General features: G+C 66.0%; 14 protein-coding genes, 2 tRNA genes and 1 pseudogene. 6 read left to right on the top strand and 11 right to left on the bottom strand.

Annotated features, from left to right (window positions below; all coding sequences use genetic code 11):
• Positions 1-108: 108 nt before the first annotated feature.
• Positions 109-435, top strand: a pseudogene (locus tag AC1Q6V_RS31925) (gamma-glutamyltransferase); the annotation flags it as partial.
• Positions 436-595: 160 nt separating this feature from the next.
• Here the strand turns inward: AC1Q6V_RS31925 and AC1Q6V_RS31920 are convergent.
• A tRNA-Arg gene (locus tag AC1Q6V_RS31920) sits at positions 596-672 on the bottom strand.
• Between the two features lie 50 nt (positions 673-722).
• The gene (locus AC1Q6V_RS31915) at positions 723-1,982 is read right to left on the bottom strand and encodes a GGDEF domain-containing protein (protein WP_439670745.1); all 1,260 of its coding nucleotides are present in this window, start codon (positions 1,980-1,982) and stop codon (positions 723-725) included.
• 408 nt (positions 1,983-2,390) lie between these two features.
• Here AC1Q6V_RS31915 and AC1Q6V_RS31910 point away from each other — a divergent pair.
• Positions 2,391-2,467 (top strand) — tRNA-Pro (locus AC1Q6V_RS31910).
• 93 nt (positions 2,468-2,560) lie between these two features.
• Here AC1Q6V_RS31910 and AC1Q6V_RS31905 read toward each other — a convergent pair.
• Positions 2,561-3,304: a DNA polymerase III subunit epsilon gene (locus AC1Q6V_RS31905; protein ID WP_058697204.1), complete on the bottom strand. Its 744-nt coding sequence runs from the start codon at positions 3,302-3,304 to the stop codon at positions 2,561-2,563.
• 177 nt (positions 3,305-3,481) lie between these two features.
• Positions 3,482-4,000, bottom strand: coding sequence for a hypothetical protein (locus tag AC1Q6V_RS31900; RefSeq protein WP_010814300.1), 519 nt, complete (start codon positions 3,998-4,000; stop codon positions 3,482-3,484).
• Between the two features lie 612 nt (positions 4,001-4,612).
• Here AC1Q6V_RS31900 and infA point away from each other — a divergent pair.
• From infA to AC1Q6V_RS31885, 3 genes are all read left to right on the top strand, one after another.
• Positions 4,613-4,834 carry a translation initiation factor IF-1 gene (gene infA / locus AC1Q6V_RS31895; RefSeq protein ID WP_008641674.1) on the top strand — a complete coding sequence of 74 codons (222 nt, stop codon included), beginning with the start codon at positions 4,613-4,615 and terminating at the stop codon, positions 4,832-4,834.
• Between the two features lie 244 nt (positions 4,835-5,078).
• Entirely contained in the window at positions 5,079-5,555 is a 477-nt protein-coding gene (locus tag AC1Q6V_RS31890) for a SixA phosphatase family protein (RefSeq protein WP_010814302.1), read from the top strand.
• A 347-nt stretch (positions 5,556-5,902) separates the two neighbouring features.
• Complete coding sequence (locus AC1Q6V_RS31885) at positions 5,903-6,745, top strand: GNAT family N-acetyltransferase (RefSeq protein ID WP_011615654.1); 843 nt, start codon at positions 5,903-5,905, stop codon at positions 6,743-6,745.
• A 57-nt stretch (positions 6,746-6,802) separates the two neighbouring features.
• Here AC1Q6V_RS31885 and ppx read toward each other — a convergent pair whose 3' ends face one another.
• Entirely contained in the window at positions 6,803-8,335 is a 1,533-nt protein-coding gene (gene ppx, locus AC1Q6V_RS31880; protein WP_010814304.1) for an exopolyphosphatase, read from the bottom strand.
• Positions 8,336-8,489: 154 nt separating this feature from the next.
• On the opposite strand from ppx, the gene ppk1 reads away from it, so the two are divergent.
• Positions 8,490-10,616 (top strand): polyphosphate kinase 1, encoded by a 2,127-nt coding sequence (gene ppk1 / locus AC1Q6V_RS31875; RefSeq protein WP_454751030.1) that lies wholly within the window; start codon positions 8,490-8,492, stop codon positions 10,614-10,616.
• Between the two features lie 96 nt (positions 10,617-10,712).
• Here the strand turns inward: ppk1 and phoR are convergent, their stop codons facing one another.
• From phoR to pstC, 6 genes are all read right to left on the bottom strand, one after another.
• Entirely contained in the window at positions 10,713-12,095 is a 1,383-nt protein-coding gene (gene phoR, locus AC1Q6V_RS31870; RefSeq protein ID WP_010814306.1) for a phosphate regulon sensor histidine kinase PhoR, read from the bottom strand.
• A gap of 133 nt (positions 12,096-12,228) precedes the next feature.
• On the bottom strand, positions 12,229-12,936 hold the full coding sequence (gene phoB, locus AC1Q6V_RS31865; RefSeq protein ID WP_010814307.1) for a phosphate regulon transcriptional regulator PhoB: 708 nt from the start codon (positions 12,934-12,936) through the stop codon (positions 12,229-12,231).
• Positions 12,937-12,963: 27 nt separating this feature from the next.
• The gene (phoU, locus tag AC1Q6V_RS31860; protein WP_010814308.1) at positions 12,964-13,668 is read right to left on the bottom strand and encodes a phosphate signaling complex protein PhoU; all 705 of its coding nucleotides are present in this window, start codon (positions 13,666-13,668) and stop codon (positions 12,964-12,966) included.
• A gap of 47 nt (positions 13,669-13,715) precedes the next feature.
• The gene (gene pstB / locus AC1Q6V_RS31855) at positions 13,716-14,504 is read right to left on the bottom strand and encodes a phosphate ABC transporter ATP-binding protein PstB (protein WP_010814309.1); all 789 of its coding nucleotides are present in this window, start codon (positions 14,502-14,504) and stop codon (positions 13,716-13,718) included.
• A gap of 52 nt (positions 14,505-14,556) precedes the next feature.
• The gene (gene pstA, locus AC1Q6V_RS31850; RefSeq protein WP_011615656.1) at positions 14,557-15,456 is read right to left on the bottom strand and encodes a phosphate ABC transporter permease PstA; all 900 of its coding nucleotides are present in this window, start codon (positions 15,454-15,456) and stop codon (positions 14,557-14,559) included.
• Positions 15,453-16,421: a phosphate ABC transporter permease PstC gene (pstC, locus tag AC1Q6V_RS31845; RefSeq protein WP_011615657.1), complete on the bottom strand. Its 969-nt coding sequence runs from the start codon at positions 16,419-16,421 to the stop codon at positions 15,453-15,455. Before pstC ends, pstA begins: the two co-directional genes overlap by 4 nt.
• Positions 16,422-16,463: the final 42 nt, after the last annotated feature.

Genomic DNA, 16,463 nt, shown 5'->3' with positions numbered 1-16,463 from the left:
TTGGCATGCGTCGCCGACCGGCCAAAGGGCGGGTCACGTCGGGGCACTCGAAAACCTTCGCAAACGGGATGGGTCCTTTTGCGAGAGCTTCCCTGCAACACCGCCCCTATCGCACAGACCGCCGCCCCGCGCTATGCGCCTGTCATTGCAGAACCGGCCGTCTTGGCGCCGGCCACCACCGCGACAGCACAGGCCGCCAGCGCCGCCTACGACTTCGACATGGACGTGGACGTGTTCCACCCGGTGGTGGCGCGCAACGGCATGGTGGCGACGGAGCAGGAACCGGCCACGCGGATCGGCCTGGACATCCTGAAGGCTGGCGGCAACGCGGTGGACGCGGCGGTGGCGGTGGGCTTCGCGCACGCGGTAGCCCTACCCAATGCCGGCAATATCGGCGGAGGGGGCTTCATGGTGGTCCACGACGCGAAGAGAGGTCCGCCACGCTGGCGGTGTCGCGCAGCCGATAAAGTCGGCCACTGACCGTTCTGAGCTCCATGGCACTCGCATCGAAGGCCAGAAATGCCCGCAGATTGCCCACTGACGTGGGGCGCGCTTCGGCCTGCGCGGGCGACACCCCGCAAACCCTTGATTTCACTGGCGCGTCCTAGAGGATTCGAACCTCTGACCGCTCGCTTAGAAGGCGAGTGCTCTATCCAACTGAGCTAAGGACGCGAAGGCGGCATTCTACCGCAGCACCGCTGCGCAGTGACAAGCGGCGCAGGTCAGGATGCGGCGCGCGGCTGTCCGCGCGTGATGTAGTGGCCATCGACCGCGCCGCCATCGGTGCCCGCCTCGCTGCCTGCCGGATGCAGGGACACGCAGTTGCGCCCTTTCAGCTTGGCGTCGTATAGCGCACGGTCGGCACGGCGCATCAGCGCATCGGCGCCTTCGCCCGGCTGCCGCGCCGCCAGGCCGATGCTGACGGTATAGGCGATCGGATCGGGCTCGGACGGGCATGGCGTGGCGCGCACCGCCGTGGCCAGCCGCAGGCAGGCCAGCCGGCCCTGCTCCAGCGCCGTATCCGGCATCAGGATGGCAAATTCCTCGCCGCCCAGGCGCCCCGCCACCTCGAGCTGGCCAAAATTCTTGCGCAGCTGCCCGGCGAAATGCCGCAGCACGCTGTCGCCCGCCAGGTGGCCGTAGACATCATTGATTGCCTTGAAGTGATCGAGGTCGACAAAGGCCACCGTCAGGGGCTTGCGCTGCCGCTCGGCGCGCAGGCAGGCTGCCTCCAGCTCTTCCCAGAACGCGCCGCGCAGCAGCACATCGGTCAGGTCGTCATGGCGCGCGCGCCGCTCCAGCATACGCCGCAGCCGGTCGTGTGCCATCAGCGCAAAGCTGACCGACACGCCCACCAGTGCAAAGATATTGAGCATGGCGAGCTCGCCGTCCCACGGCATCGGCCGCGGCCAGGCGCCGCCCTGCATGACTGCCGCCAGCGGCAGCGCCACGGTCCATGCGTTGATGGCCGCCGCGGCGATGACGATCAATACCAGCGACAACGCTGCCAGCCGGCCGGTGCCGCGCGTGGCCGGCACCGACGGCCACGCGCTGCGGGCCAGGTCCAGCAGCAGTGCGATGTGGCACATCGTCAGCAGCGGTGCCATCTCCGGCATCAGCGGCGGCACGGCAAGATATTGAGGCGCCAGGTCGTGCCAGCCCACCGCCGCCGCGGCTGCCAGGTTCAGCGCCAGCAACGGCGCGGCGCGGCCGGGCCGGCCCGCGAAATGCCGCGCGCCCACTGCCATGACCGAGAGCGCCGCCAGCAGTGCCAGGTCGCTCGATTCCAGTACCAGCCACAGCGGGCGCAGTTCCTGCACCGCTGCCAGGGCCGCTGCCATTGCGGCCAGCACGCTTCCCAGCGCCCACGACGTCAGGCCGCTGCGATCCATGCCCGCCGAGCGGCGCAACACCACGCAAACCACAGCCATCTGCAGGGCGAACAACCCCGCGATGAGCACAACTATGTGCGACTGAAACATCTTCATTCCCGTCCAAGGCGACAAGCGGTGCGCCGCATGGCGCCGCTGTTACCTGCTCTTTACCGGTCCTGTGTCGGACCGTTGTTATCAAAGCCGCATACCCGGTTTCAGAACGCCTGGCGCCGCCGGCCGGCAGACGCAAACACGTCGAGGCGCCCGCCGCGGGCGGGAGCGCCGTTATTGTTGTGGTGATCAGGTCAGTCCGGAAGGAATAGGCAAACCGGGCGTTCCCAAAAGCACGCCGGTCGGACTGGTGCGGTGTGCGGATTATCCCAGCGCGCAAACCCAAGTCAAGCCAAAGCGTCCCCGCCAGAAGGGGGAGCAGGCCGGCAAGGCTGAGTGCGCCAGAGCGGGCATCATCACATTAGATTGACCGCGATCGCGGGGCCCGGCTACAATGGCCGGCTTCGGAGCGTAGCGCAGCCTGGTAGCGCATCTGATTTGGGATCAGAGGGTCGTAGGTTCGAATCCTATCGCTCCGACCAGAAATACCCAGTGGAAACAACGGCCTGGATCGAAAGATCCAGGCCGTTTTTCTTTTCAGCCAAGCGGCCTCCAAGCGCCGGACAGGTCTGTTCTCACCACTGCAGCAAGTCCGGCCAGATCAGCGCCCCCGCGAACAGCACCAGCATCACCGCGACGATGACCAGCCCCCGGCTTGGGCCAGCATGGCTGGTCTCAACCTTTGGCATCCATGACTGGCCGGCGTCGGCCGGGACCGCAGGTGACGGCGGCGGCGCCGATGGCACAGGCACACTGATCGCAATACGCGGCACGAAGTCGGACTCGGCCAGCAGGAAGCCCATGGGCGTGGCTTGGTCGGCTGCACCCATGTGCTGAAACAGCAACCTGGACAGCGCCAGGCAATCATCCAGCGCAACCTGCGGCCGGGGCCGGAAGATGCGCAGGTGCTCGCACAGCGTATCGAGCTTGTGGTTGGGGGCATGGAAGTACTGGGACCAGCGGACCTGGCGCACCGAGCAGCGCCAGCGCTTGTGCTGGATGTCGGGAAGCACTTTTCCCAGCATCCGCGCGTGGAATTCGGCGCCGTGGGCGACCAGCACATCCGCGTCGTCGACGATGGCGCGGATGGCATCGACGTCAAAGCGCCGCCCGCGCAGCATCTCCGCGGTCAACCCGTGCGTGCCGGTGGCAGCTTCACCGATCGGCACGGTGGGCTCCTGCGAACCGTAATAGTCAGTGATCTCCCGCAACAGCGTGCCAGCCCGCGGCGCCACTTCGACAAGCAACAGGCCGATGCTGACAGGCTCGTCCGCTGGCGTGAGCCCGGTGGTTTCGGTACTGACGATTGCAACCCGCATGGGCTCGGTACTCCGGTGTAGCCGCCCGCGGGCATGGTTGGCGGCGGCCGCTCTGATCGTTTGCCTCTAGGTTAGTGCGAGCGCGTTAAACGTCATATCAACCAGATGGGCTAGCTGAAAGAGCGCCAGCCGGGAGGATGCCGGCTGCTACCCCCTCCCCCATCTCCATCTCCTGGTTCAGGCAGGCTGCTGCCCCGTTTCGCCACGCCGTCGCTCGAGATTGCAATAGACGTCGGCCGCCACCAACCCGAAGAGCGCGTGGGCGAACAGGCTTTCCCAGCCGCGGGCCTCGTCGAACCAGTTGAAGTAGGTCCCCAGCAGATAGAAATTGACCAGGTAGACCACCACGCCAAACACGATCCCGACCACCGAGGCCAGCCACAGGCTGGAATCGAAGCGGAATGACGACAGAATCATCGCCAGTACCGCCGCCAGGATGATCGACAGCGCGAAGTGCACCGTCCCCGCCGAAAGCACGACTGTCCAGTTGAAGGCATCAGCAGACAGGGCTTCACGCCCGAGGATGATGGCCGCGACCATCTTCACGGTGCCCCAGGCGCCCTGGTACAGCAGGAAGCGCGCCGTGAGCAGTTCCAGCACCATGTAGACCGCGCCGGCAATCAGCCCCGCCACCACGGCGGCCCGCCAGTCCGGCCGGCAGCGAACGTAGCGGTGCGATTCCAGATGGAGTTCCATGGCAGTCTCCTTGCGAGATCCGGCCCGGCAAGGCCGTACGAGTTAGTTCTAGCTCATATGGAGCAAATACCAAGCCGGCCAGACCGCAAGACGCGCCTTCCAAGGCACATGAATTGCCGACTTTGGCGGCACGGTGCAACCGCCGCGGCCGGCCATCTGCCGCAACGTGCCGGCCATGCTGCAACTGCGTACGTGATACAATGTCAAAGTAGCCCCCGGGGTGTCCGTGCATCCCTGTAACCGGGCGTTCTCACCAGCGCGCTCTTCGCGAGCGAACAGCAGCCGCCGGCGCGGGCCTTCCGCGACGACACCAAACTGGCGAACCACCGGGTACAACCTGCCCGCCTGCTCCGCAAAGCACACGGCCTCCCCGGCCGTCAGCGGCCAGGCCGTCGCCCAAGCCATCCGCGCCCGTTGGGCGATACCGCTGACAGGACCGAGCATCAGGCGCCGCGCGCCGCAGTCCGCGTGAGCTTGCCCCGAACAACCCAAGGCGCGCTTCGCCGCAATCGGCGAAACATGCCGCGGTTCCGCGCCGTACCGGGCGAACCGAACAGGATTTTTGAAATCGCAACCACGCAGCCTTCACGGGCTGCCGAAAAGGAAGACAGATTGGCTAAGGAAGAACTCATTGAATTTGGCGGCGTGGTGTCGGAAGCCCTGCCTGACAACCGCTATCGGGTCACGCTGGAAAACGGCGTCGAAATCTGGGCATACGCTTCGGGCAAGATGCAGAAGCACCGCATCCGCATCCTGGCCGGCGACCGTGTCACCCTGGAAATGTCGCCCTATGACCTGACCAAGGGACGCATCAACTTCCGCCACAAGTCCTGAGTTTCTGCACGGCCCCGGCGATACCGCATGCGCGGCTGTCGCCCGCGCCGCGGCCGTTGTGCGCCGACGCGCTGTCACGCCGCTGACACCGCGCCTGGACACACTTGCGGGCTGCCCGACAGGCAGCCTGCTTCCGTTTACGCGCCGCGTGCAGCCTGGCCTGCGCACCGGCGCGGGCCAGCTGGCGCTTGCACCGGTCGGGCCGCTTCACCATACTCGAAGCTCGCTCATTGCCCCGTCCGACATGAACCTGATCCTGTGGCGCCACGCCGAAGCCGAAGACCTCCCCGACGCGCTCAGCCTGAGCCGCCATGCCGACCTGCAGCGGCCACTGACACGCCGCGGCCGCAAGCAGGCGGAGGTATCCGCCAAATGGCTGCGCGCGCATCTGCCGGCCGACACCCGCGTCCTTTGCAGCCCTGCGCTGCGCACCCGCGAAACGGCGGCCGCGCTGTCTGCCGAGGCGGAGATCAGTGACGCCCTTGCGCCCGGCGCCGACGTCAGCGCAGTGCTTGCAGCAGTCGAGTGGCCGGAACGCCCCGAGCACGTGGTGGTAGTCGGGCACCAGCCCTGGATCGGCCGCGTCGCCAGCCTGCTGCTGGCCGGCTCGGAAATGAACTGGAGCGTGCGCAAGAGCGGCATCTGGTGGCTGACCGGCCGCACCCGCGAAAGCGAGGCGCAGACCGTGCTGCGCGCCGTCATCAACCCCGAATTCCTCTGAGCCCCGCCCCACCCCGCATGCCAGGTGCCGCCTGACGGCACCTGGCCCATTTTGTCCCGCCAAAATCAGAAATAGCTGATGGCGGGCGGAATCTCCCGTAAGTAGAGTGGCCTTGGCGCCTCTTCCGGTGCCGATAGCAGGTGTCACGGAGATTCCCCATGAATGGCCCGGCCGATCGTTATATTGACGTCGAGGATCGCGACTCACACCCTGACCCATCGCCCGAAAGCGCCCGACCGTCCGCCCTGGCAGGTGACGTCACGGAACCGTCATCCCCGGGTCACGGCAATGTCACCCACTCTCACTACATTGCATCGCAACAGTTTCGTCACCAAAAGGACATACTGATGCGAGATCTGCCGACGCCCACCCAGCCGCTTTTCGACTCTCTGCCCAATGGCCTTGGTGGCCAGACGGCGCGGAGCCGTCTTCATCGCCAATCAGATACACCGGCACATGAATCGCCTGTTCTCAGCGTGGCGTGGGCGCGCCACCAGGACGAAGTAGTCGAAGCCCAGCGCCTGCGCTACAAGGTCTTTGCCGAGGAAATGGGCGCGCGCCTGACCTCTTCGGTGCCGGAGCTGGACATCGACATGTTCGATGCCTACTGCGACCACCTGATCGTGCGCGACATGGCCACGCTGCGCGTGGTGGGCACCTACCGCGTGCTGCCGCCGCACCAGGCCAAACGCCTGGGCTGCCTGTACGCGGAATCTGAATTCGACCTGGTACGCCTGGGCCACCTGCGCCCCAAGATGCTGGAACTGGGCCGCTCCTGTGTGCACCGCGACTACCGTTCGGGCAGCGTCATCATGGCGCTGTGGGGCGGCCTGGGCGAGTACCTGCAGCGTTGGGGCATCGAATCGATGCTCGGCTGCGCCAGCGTGCCGATGAACGACGGCGGCCACTACGCGGCCAGCCTGCACCGGCTGTTCAGCGAGCGCTCGCTGGCGCCAATCGAATACCACGCCTTCCCGCGCGTGCCGCTGCCGGTCGAGGACCTGAACCAGCAGCTGGACGTCGAGCCGCCCGCGCTGATCAAGGGCTACCTGCGCCTGGGCGCAAAGATCTGCGGCCAGCCGGCCTGGGATCCGGACTTCAACGTGGCTGACTTCCTGACGCTGCTGCGCGTGAACGACATGAACCCGCGCTACGCCCGCCACTTCCTCGGCCTGAACAACGCCGCCTGAGCGGCGCCAGCTGCCTGTCAGCGGCCGCCGCCCCGGCGGCCGCCCTCCGCACTGCGCTCAGTCATAGATGACCTTGTAGCGCTTGCCGATCCGCTGCCATTCATCAGCCTCCTGCGCCAGGCTGTATTCGATCAGCGGATTGGCCTCGATCCACGCCTTCGGCAAGCGCACGGTGAAGCCTTCGTCCAGCGCCTCGGCCAACTGGCTCACGCGGATATCGGGCAAGGCCACGTCCGAGCGGCGGCGGCACAGCACAAAGGCCAGGCGCAGGCTGAACAGCATGCGCCAGTCGACGAACCTGCCGCTGCCCGACAGCTTGCCGAGCTTGCCCGCATGGCCCAGCAGCAGCGTCGCCAGCCGCGCCTGGTCGGTCTTGGAAAAGCCCGGCATATCGGCATGGGTGGCGATATAGGCCGAATGCTTGTGGTAGCCGCTGTGCGAGATCGACATGCCGGTCTCATGCAGGCTGGCGGCCCAGCCCAGCAGCGCCAGGTTGTCCTCGCGCCGTTCGTTGGCCGGCTCCGGGAACTGTGACAGCAGCGTCTGCGCGGCACGGCGCACGCGGCCGGACTGGGCCCGGTCCACGCCATAGCGGCGCATGAACTGGTCCACCGTGACGGTGCGCATGTCCTCGTGGTGGCTGCGTCCGAGCAGGTCGTACAGCACACCTAGCCGCAGCGCGCCGTCGGTGACATCCATGCGCTCGATATCGAGTTCGGCAAACACGCCCAGCATGATCGACAAGCCGCCCGGCAGCACCGGGATGCGGTCCGCCTTGAGGCCGGTCAGCTTGACGCGGTTGGTGTTCTCGGCCTTGATCAGCGCGCGCTTGAGGCGCTCCAGCCCTTCGCGCGTGATACCGTGCTCGGCGGTGCTGTCGTTCATGCCATTGAGTTCGATCAGCTCGGCCAGCGCGCGCGCCGTGCCCGACGAGCCGACCGCCTGCTCCCAGCCCGTGGCGCGGTACTGGCGCACCAGCACCTGGATCTCGCGGCGCGCGGCCAGCTCGGCCTGCTTCATCGCGTATTCATCGACGTTGCCGCTTGGGAAGAACTGGCGGCTGTGCGACACGCACCCGATATACAGGCTTTCCATCAGCTTGGACTGGTAGCCGTTGCCGATGATGAACTCGGTCGAGCCGCCGCCGATATCGACCACCAGGCGGTTGCCCTGGCAGGCCGGGGCGTCGTGCGAGGCGCCGAGGTAGATCAGCCGCGCTTCCTCGCGCCCGGCGATCACTTCGATCGGGAAGCCCAGCGCGCTTTCGGCCTCGATCAGGAACTCGGACGCGTTCTTGGCCACGCGCAATGTGTTGGTGGCAACGGCGCGCACCTGGTTGGGCGCGAACTCGCGCAGCCGGTCGCCGAAGCGCCGCAGCGCATCGATACCGCGGCGCCGCGCGGGCTGGTCCAGGTATTTGTCGGGCGTCAGGCCGGCGGCCAGGCGGACCGGCTCGCGCAGCGCGTCAACCTGGAAGATCTGGCTGGCCGGGCCATTGGCCGTGGGGGTCTCGTCCACCCGCCCGATCATCAGGCGGAAGCTGTTCGAACCCATATCGACGGCAGCCAGCAGGCGTGGGGTGTTATTCATCGTGTGCTAGGAGGGCTGGTTCGCGTTGGCGTTGCGTGGCGCGGCAGGTGCGCTCTGGTGCCTTGGCCTGCCGGCGTTCGCGCCCGGGAAAAATATGTCCTGATCATGTCTGCATCATGACAAAATCAAACTGTCATAAAAGTGACACGTTTTTATGAAAAAGTCGCCACATTACCAAAAGAAGGTCATGCTCATGTCGACGACTCCGTCCAGTACGCTGCTCAACCGCGAACTGGGCATCCTGGAATTCAATGCCCGCGTGCTGGCACAAGCGGCGGACCCGAAGGTCCCGCTGCTGGAGCGGCTGAAATTCATCTGCATCGTGTCCAGCAACCTGGACGAGTTCTTTGAAATCCGCATGGCGGGCCTGAAGGAACAGATGCGCGACAACGCCTCGGGACTGACGCCGGACGGCCTGTCATTCCAGCAGACCTACCAGCTTGTCACCGAGCGCACGCAACGGCTTGTGGCTTCGCAGTATGACATGCTGCAGAACACCATTTTTCCACTACTTGAAAAAGAGGGTGTCTTTTTCCACCTGACCACCACCTGGACCGACCCCCAGCGCGAATGGGCGCGCGAATTCTTCCAGCGCGAACTGGGGCCGGTGCTGACCCCGATCGCGCTGGATCCCGCCCACCCCTTTCCCCGCGTGCTCAACAAGAGCCTGAACTTCGTGGTGGAATTGTCCGGCAAGGACGCCTTCGGCCGCGAGGCCGACCTGGCCATCGTGCAGGCGCCGCGCGCGCTGCCGCGCGTGGTGAAGATGCCGGAAAAGCTGTCGGGCTACCCGTATGGCTTTGTGATGCTGTCGTCCTTCATGCAGGGCTTCGTGCATGAGCTGTTCCCGGCGATTGCCGTGCACGGCTGCTACCAGTTCCGCGTCACGCGCAACTCCGACCTGTTCGTCTCGGAAGACGAGATCACCGACCTGCGCGAGGCGCTGCAGGGCGAGCTGCCCACGCGCCATTTCGGCGACACGGTGCGCCTGGAAGTCTCGTCGGACACGCCGGCACCGCTGGCGCGCCGGCTGCTGCTGGAATCGGGCCTCGCCGAGCAGGACCTGTATCGTGTTTCCGGCCCGGTGAACCTGGTGCGGCTGATGCAGATCCCCGACATGGTGGACCGGCCCGCGCTGAAGTTTGCGCCATATGTGCCCGCGCCGGTCAAGGCCTTCTCCGCCGGCGCGTCAATGTTCGACGTGATGCGCCAGCAGGACGTGTTGCTGCACCACCCGTACGAGAGCTTCAGTTCCGTGCTCGACCTGCTGCAGCTGGCCGCGGCCGACCCCAACGTGGTCGCGATCAAGCAGACCGTCTATCGCACCGGCAATGAGTCGCTGGTGATGGAAGCACTGATGACTGCCGCGCGCAACGGCAAGGAAGTGACCGTGGTGGTGGAGCTGCTGGCGCGCTTTGACGAGGAAACCAACATCAACTGGGCCGAGCGCCTGGAATCCGCGGGCGCACACGTGATCTACGGCGTGGTCGGCCACAAGTGCCACGCCAAGATGCTGCTGATCGTGCGGCGCGAGCCCACCGGCCCCAAGGCCAAGCAGGTCAAGCTGCGGCGCTACGCCCACCTCGGCACCGGCAACTACCATCCGCGCACCGCCCGCCTCTACACCGACTTCGGCCTGCTGACGGCCAACGAGGAGATCTGCGAAGACGTGCACCACGTGTTCCAGCTGCTGACCGGCACCGCCGGCACCATCCGGCTGAACCACCTGTGGCAGTCGCCCTTCACCATGCAGAGCAACCTGGTCGACCATATCCGCGCCGAGGCCCGCAACGCGCGCGCCGGCAAGCCCGCGCGCATCATCGCCAAGATGAACGCGCTGCTGGAGCCATCGATCATCGACGAGCTGTACAAGGCCTCGCGCGCGGGGGTGAAGATCGACCTGATCGTGCGCGGCGTGTGCGCGCTGATGCCGGGCGTGCCGGGCATGTCCGAGAACATCTCGGTGCGCTCGATCATCGGCCGCTTCCTGGAACACCACCGGGTCTACTACTTCCACGCCGGCGGCGAAGAGGTGCTGTACCTGTCCAGCGCCGACTGGATGGACCGCAACCTGTTCCGCCGCGTGGAAGTTGCCTTCCCGGTGCTGGACAAGGCGCTGAAGGCACGCGTCATCAAGGAAAGCCTGCAGGTGCACCTGCGCGACAACGCCTCGGCGTGGATCATGCAGCCGGACGGCAACTATGCACGCAAGCAGACGCGCTCGAAGCGTCCACATGTGAGTCAGAACGATATGCTGGTGATGTTTGGGGGGATGCCCTGAGCGGGCTTCTGTTGCCCACCTTGCGCCAGGAGCCGAGGAGGCTTCCCTGAGGCATAACATGCAAAACCCCGCCGCGGCGGGGTTTTCCTTTACGGGTCAGGCGGCGCGCCGCGAGGTGTCCGGCGACTGCGGCGGCGCGGTCGGGCCGCTGCCTGGCGCTGGCATGTCCGCGCCCTCCCCCGCCGAACGCAGGCTGCGTTCAAGCGGGAAGATCACGCGGAACACGCTGCCCCGGCCCTCTTCGCTGGTCACGCGCAGGTCCGCATGGTGGCGTGACAGCACGTGCTTGACGATGGCCAGCCCCAGCCCGGTGCCGCCGGTGTCGCGCGAGCGGCTGCGGTCCACGCGGTAGAAGCGCTCGGTCAGCCGGGGAATATGCTCGGGAGCGATGCCCAGGCCGGTATCGGCCACCGAGAACACGGCATGACCCTCTTCCCAGGCCAGCCTGATGGTGATGCGCCCCCCGTCCGGCGTGTAGCGCACGGCGTTCGACACCAGGTTGCCCAGCGCCGACAGCAGTTCGGTCTCGGCGCCACGCATGCCGACGGTCGGGTCGATCTCGGCCGAGACCTGGTGCCGTCCCTGCGACAGCGCCTCGGCGTCGTGGGTCAGGTGCGCCACCATGGCACGGATCGGCACGATGTCATTGCCGGGCGGCTGCGCATCGCTTTCCAGCTTGGCCAGCGCCAGCAGGTCTTCGACGATGCTCTGCATGCGCACCGACTGCGCCAGCATCATGTCGATGTAGCGGCGCCGGTCGTCTTCCGACACCGGCAGGTCGCGCACGGTTTCCAGGAAGCCGGTCAGCACCGTCAGCGGCGTCTTCAGTTCGTGCGACACGTTGGCAACGAAGTCGCGCCGCATCGCCTCGGTGTTTTCGAGCTTGGTGATGTCCTGCGTGATCACCAGCTTGCGGTTGTCGCCATAGGGCAGGATCTGCACCGCGATCACGCTGTGCTTGTGCTCGCCCATGTCGCGCATCACCAGTGGGTCATCGAAGCGCTGCCGGGTCAGGTAGTGGACGAACTCGGGGCGGCGGATCAGGTGGGTGATGCGCTGGCGCACGTCGCGCCGCGCGTTCAGGCCGAAATGCTGCTCGGCCACGTCGTTGCACCACTCGATCTGGTCGGCGTCGTCCAGCATCAGCACGCCGTTGGGCGAAGCCTGGATGGCCTGGATAAAGCGCGTGTGCTGCTGCTCGACCTGCAGCACCTGGGTGCGCCAGCGCTTGACCAGCCGGTGCAGCCGGTAATACACCTCGCCCCAAAGCCCGAGTGCACTGGGGATCTCGCCGTAGACCGGCGCATCAAGCACCTTCCACAGGCGGTTGATCTGGTACAGGTAGTAGAACAGCAGCCCGAGCAGCGATACGCATGCCAGCGCCAGCGCCGGCACCGGGCCCACGGCCAGGTAAACACCGGCGGACAGCACCAGCAGGCTGATCAGGATGGCCACGGAACGGGCCCAGATGACATTCATGCGCAGGGTTCAGGCTCGCAGCCACGGAAGGCTGCAGGGTTGCGACGGAGTGTGCCACGAATTCGCCGCGCCCTGCCAGCAGCGTGGGCTCTGGCAGGGCAGCACGTCAAGCCGCCCTCCCATGTCCGGCGCGTCAGGCGCCGGGCGTGCGCGCCAGGCGGTAGCCACTGCCGCGCACGGTTTCGATCATATTGCTGTAGCCGCCGGGGGTGAGCGCGGCGCGCAGGCGCTTGATATGGACGTCGACGGTACGCTCCTCGACAAAGACATGGTCGCCCCAGACCTGGTCGAGCAGTTGCGAGCGGCTGTGCACGCGTTCCGGATGCGTCATCAGGAAGTGCAGCAGGCGGAACTCGGTCGGACCCAGCTCCAGCTTGATCGCGCCGCTGTCGTCCTGGCCGGTGACACGGTGCGTGGCCGGGTCCAGGCGCAGGCCGTTGATGGCCACCACATCGTCGGTCAGCTGCGGCGCACGGCGGCGCAGCACCGCCTTGATCCGCGCCAGCAGTTCCTTGGGCGAGAACGGCTTGGTGACGTAGTCGTCGGCGCCGGCCTCAAGCCCCATCACCTTGTCCTGCTCCTCGCCGCGGGCGGTCAGCATGATGATGGGGATCTGGCGGGTGCGGTCGTTGGCCCGCAACTCCTTGGCGAAGTTCGCGCCCGACTTGCCCGGGAGCATCCAGTCGAGCAGCACCAGGTCGGGCAGCACATCGCTCATCAGCGACAGCGCCTGCTCGGCGTTGTAGGCCCGGATCGGATAGTGCCCCGCGTGCTGCAGGTTCACGGCGATCAGTTCGGCGATCGCCGGTTCGTCTTCGACAACGAGAATACTGCTTGGCATGTAATTGTTCTCCGTGGGCGGCTGAGTTCAGCTCAGCGCTTCGCGCTCCATGTCCTCGCGCGAGACATGGCGGACGTCCGTCCCCTTGACAATGTAAATGATAAATTCCGCGATGTTCTTGGCGTGATCGCCAATGCGCTCCACCGCCTTGGCGATGAACAGGAAATCCAGCGCGACCGAGATCGTACGCGGGTCTTCCATCATGTACGTGATCAGCTTGCGCACGAAGCCGCGGAATTCCTCGTCGATGGCCTTGTCGTCCTTGACGATGCGCGCCGCCGCCACGGTGTCCAGGCGCGCAAAGGCGTCCAGCGCCTGGCGCAGCAGCGAGATCGCCATCTCGCCCGAGAGCTTGACCTCGGCGTAATTGATGCTGTGCGCCGACGCGTCTTCCATGATGTGCTTGGTGCGCTTGGCGATCTTCTCGGCCTCGTCGCCGGCGCGCTCCAGGTTGGTGATGGTCTTGGAGATGGCCATCACCAGGCGCAGGTCGCGCGCGGTCGGCTGGCGCCGGGCAATGATGTTGCCGCAGTCGGCATCGATCTCGACTTCCAGCGCGTTGAGCTGGATCTCCCGGGCGATGACCTGGTCGGCGGTCTCGCCATCGAAGTCGGACAGCGCGCGCATGGCGAGCTCGATCTGCGACTCGACCAGGCCGCCCATCTGCAGCAGCTTGGTGTTGATCGCGTTGAGGTCGGCGTCGAACTGAGTCGACAGGTGCTTGTCTGGCATGGGATTCTCCTGGCCGCTTATGGATATGCTACGCCCTGCGGTAACGATCAGCCGAACCGGCCGGTAATGTAGTCTTCCGTTTCCTTGCGGTGCGGCTTGATGAAGATCTTCTCGGTCTCGCCGAACTCGATCAGTTCGCCCAGGTACATGTAGGCGGTGTAGTCGGAGCAGCGCGCCGCCTGCTGCATGTTGTGGGTAACGATCACGACCGTGTACTCGTCCTTCAGCTCCGCGATCAGTTCCTCGATGCGGCCGGTGGAAATCGGATCGAGTGCCGAGCACGGCTCGTCCAGCAGCAACACTTCCGGGCGGATGGCAATGCCGCGCGCGATGCACAGGCGCTGCTGCTGGCCGCCGGACAGGCCGTAGCCGGACTGATGCAGCTTGTCCTTGGCCTCGTTCCACAGCGCCGCCTTGGTCAGCGCCCATTCCACGCGGTCGTCCATCTCCGAGCGCGACAGCTTCTCGAACAGGCGCACGCCGAAGGCGATGTTGTCGTAGATCGACATCGGGAACGGTGTCGGCTTCTGGAACACCATGCCGACCTTGGCGCGCAGCAGCGCGATGTCCTGGCGCGCGGTCAGCAGGTTGTCGCCGTCCATGTTGATCTCACCCTCGGCGCGCTGCTCGGGATACAGCGCATACATCTTGTTGAAGGTGCGCAGCAGCGTCGACTTGCCGCACCCCGACGGTCCGATGAAGGCCGTGACCTTGCGGTCGGGGATCGACATGTTGATGTCCTTCAGCGCATGGAACTGGCCGTAGTAGAAGTTCAGGTTGCGCACGTCGATCTTGGCGCGTACCGAATCGGGAATGTCGATGACGGTGGAGGTCATTGCGTTTCTCGCTTGCAGTCTTTGGGCGGGACGGTTTGCGTGGTCCGGCCGCTTATTTCTTGAACAGGATGCGCGCCAGGATATTCAGGGCCAGCACGCCGATCGTAATCAGGAACACACCCGCCCAGGCCAGTTGCTGCCATTCGGTGAACGGGCTCATGGCAAAGCGGAAGATCGTCACCGGCAGGTTGGCCATCGGCTTGTTCAGGTCGCTGGTCCAGAACTGATTGGACAGCGCGGTGAACAGCAGCGGCGCGGTCTCGCCGGCGATACGGGCGACGGCCAGCAACACCCCGGTCACAATGCCGGCGTAGGATGACTTCACCGTGATCGACAGCACCATCTTCCACTTGGGCGTGCCGAGTGCGAAGGCCGCCTCGCGCAGCGCGTTGGGCACCAGGTTCAGCATGTTCTCGGTGGTGCGCACCACGATCGGCACCTGCAGCAGCGCCAGCGCGCAGATCCCGGCCCAGCCCGAGAAGTGGCCCATGCGGGTCACCACCAGCGCGTAGACAAAGAGGCCGATCACAATCGACGGCGCCGACAGCAGGATGTCGTTGATAAAGCGGATAAAGCTGGCCAGCGGCGAGCTCTTGCCGTACTCGGCCAGGTAGATGCCGGCCAGGATGCCCAGCGGCGTGCCGAACAGCGTGGCCATGCCGACCATCACGAAGCTGCCGAAGATGGCGTTGGCCAGGCCGCCGCCAGCGGTATTCGGCGCCGGGGTCATCTGCGTGAACAGGTCCAGCGACAGGCCGCCCACGCCCAGCGTGACGGTGGTCCACAGGATCCACGCCAGCCAGAACAGGCCGAAGCCCATCGCCACCAGCGAGGCGGTCAGTGCATACAGGTTGGTGCGGCGGCGGCGCGCCTGCAGCCGGGTGCGAATGGCATCCGCGTCGGCACGGACCGCCGGGATCGATGCGGTTGACACAGCTTGACTCGCGCTCATTTGGTTCCCTCATTCTTTGCCAGTCGCAGCAGCAGCAGCTTGGACAGCGCCAGCACCACGAAGGTAATGAAGAACAGGATCAGGCCCAGTTCCATCAGCGCCGCGGTGTGCAGGCCGGCGCCGGCTTCGGCGAATTCGTTGGCGAGCGCCGAGGTGATGCTGTTGCCCGGCGAGAACAGCGAGGCGCTGTCCAGCAGGTTGGTGTTGCCGATCACGAAGGTGACGGCCATGGTCTCGCCCAGTGCGCGGCCCAGGCCCAGCATCACGCCGCCGATGACACCGGCGCGGGTGTAGGGCAGCACCACGTTCCACATCACTTCCCAGGTGGTGCAGCCCACGCCGTAGGCCGATTCCTTGAGCAGCACCGGGGTGACTTCAAACACGTCACGCATCACCGAAGCGATGTACGGGATGATCATGATCGCCAGGATCACGCCCGCGCACAGCAGGCCGATGCCCAGCGGCGCGCCCTGGAACAGCTTGCCGACCACCGGCAGCTGGCCCACCGTGGCGGCCAGGGGCTTCTGGAAATACTCGCCGAAGATCGGCGCGAACACGAGCAGGCCCCACATGCCGTAGACGATCGACGGCACCGCGGCGAGCAGTTCGATGGCCGTGCCCAGCGGGCGGCGCAGCCAGGCCGGCGACAGCTCGGTCAGGAACAGCGCGATGCCGAAGCTCACCGGCACCGCGATGATCAGCGCGATCAGCGAGGTCACGATGGTGCCGTAGATGGGCACCAGCGCGCCATAGACATCGGCGGGAGGATCCCACTCCGCGGTCCACAGGAAGCGCGCACCGAAGGTCTGGATCGACGGCCAGGCGCTGATCGCGAGCGAGACGATGATGCCGCCCAGCAGCAGCAGGGTCACGATCGCGGCGCCCCGCGTCAGGCCGCCGAACAGGATGTCGCCCATGCGGCTCGGGGGCTGGACGTTGCGGATCTCGGAGGGGGTAGTCGCCATGTCGGGAATTCAGGGTGGATCGCCGCTCCCGCCTGGGCGGGA

This window comes from Cupriavidus sp. GW823-FHT07B10 (genome assembly GCF_058794355.1).
Note: the sequence above shows the minus strand (reverse complement) of the source record. Positions and strands in the feature narration are given on the sequence as shown.

Bases quoted from the DNA above. Each gene is read 5' to 3' on its own strand.
- pstC (WP_011615657.1), bottom strand. From the start codon at position 16,421: ATGGCGACTACCCCCTCCGAGATCCGCAACGTCCAGCCCCCGAGCCGC.
- ppx (WP_010814304.1), bottom strand. From the start codon at position 8,335: ATGAATAACACCCCACGCCTGCTGGCTGCCGTCGATATGGGTTCGAAC.
- AC1Q6V_RS31885 (WP_011615654.1), top strand. From the start codon at position 5,903: ATGCGAGATCTGCCGACGCCCACCCAGCCGCTTTTCGACTCTCTGCCC.
- phoB (WP_010814307.1), bottom strand. From the start codon at position 12,936: ATGCCAAGCAGTATTCTCGTTGTCGAAGACGAACCGGCGATCGCCGAA.
- pstA (WP_011615656.1), bottom strand. From the start codon at position 15,456: ATGAGCGCGAGTCAAGCTGTGTCAACCGCATCGATCCCGGCGGTCCGT.
- phoR (WP_010814306.1), bottom strand. From the start codon at position 12,095: ATGAATGTCATCTGGGCCCGTTCCGTGGCCATCCTGATCAGCCTGCTG.
- AC1Q6V_RS31915 (WP_439670745.1), bottom strand. From the start codon at position 1,982: ATGTTTCAGTCGCACATAGTTGTGCTCATCGCGGGGTTGTTCGCCCTG.
- phoU (WP_010814308.1), bottom strand. From the start codon at position 13,668: ATGCCAGACAAGCACCTGTCGACTCAGTTCGACGCCGACCTCAACGCG.
- ppk1 (WP_454751030.1), top strand. From the start codon at position 8,490: ATGAAAAAGTCGCCACATTACCAAAAGAAGGTCATGCTCATGTCGACG.
- AC1Q6V_RS31900 (WP_010814300.1), bottom strand. From the start codon at position 4,000: ATGGAACTCCATCTGGAATCGCACCGCTACGTTCGCTGCCGGCCGGAC.
- pstB (WP_010814309.1), bottom strand. From the start codon at position 14,504: ATGACCTCCACCGTCATCGACATTCCCGATTCGGTACGCGCCAAGATC.
- AC1Q6V_RS31905 (WP_058697204.1), bottom strand. From the start codon at position 3,304: ATGCGGGTTGCAATCGTCAGTACCGAAACCACCGGGCTCACGCCAGCG.
- AC1Q6V_RS31890 (WP_010814302.1), top strand. From the start codon at position 5,079: ATGAACCTGATCCTGTGGCGCCACGCCGAAGCCGAAGACCTCCCCGAC.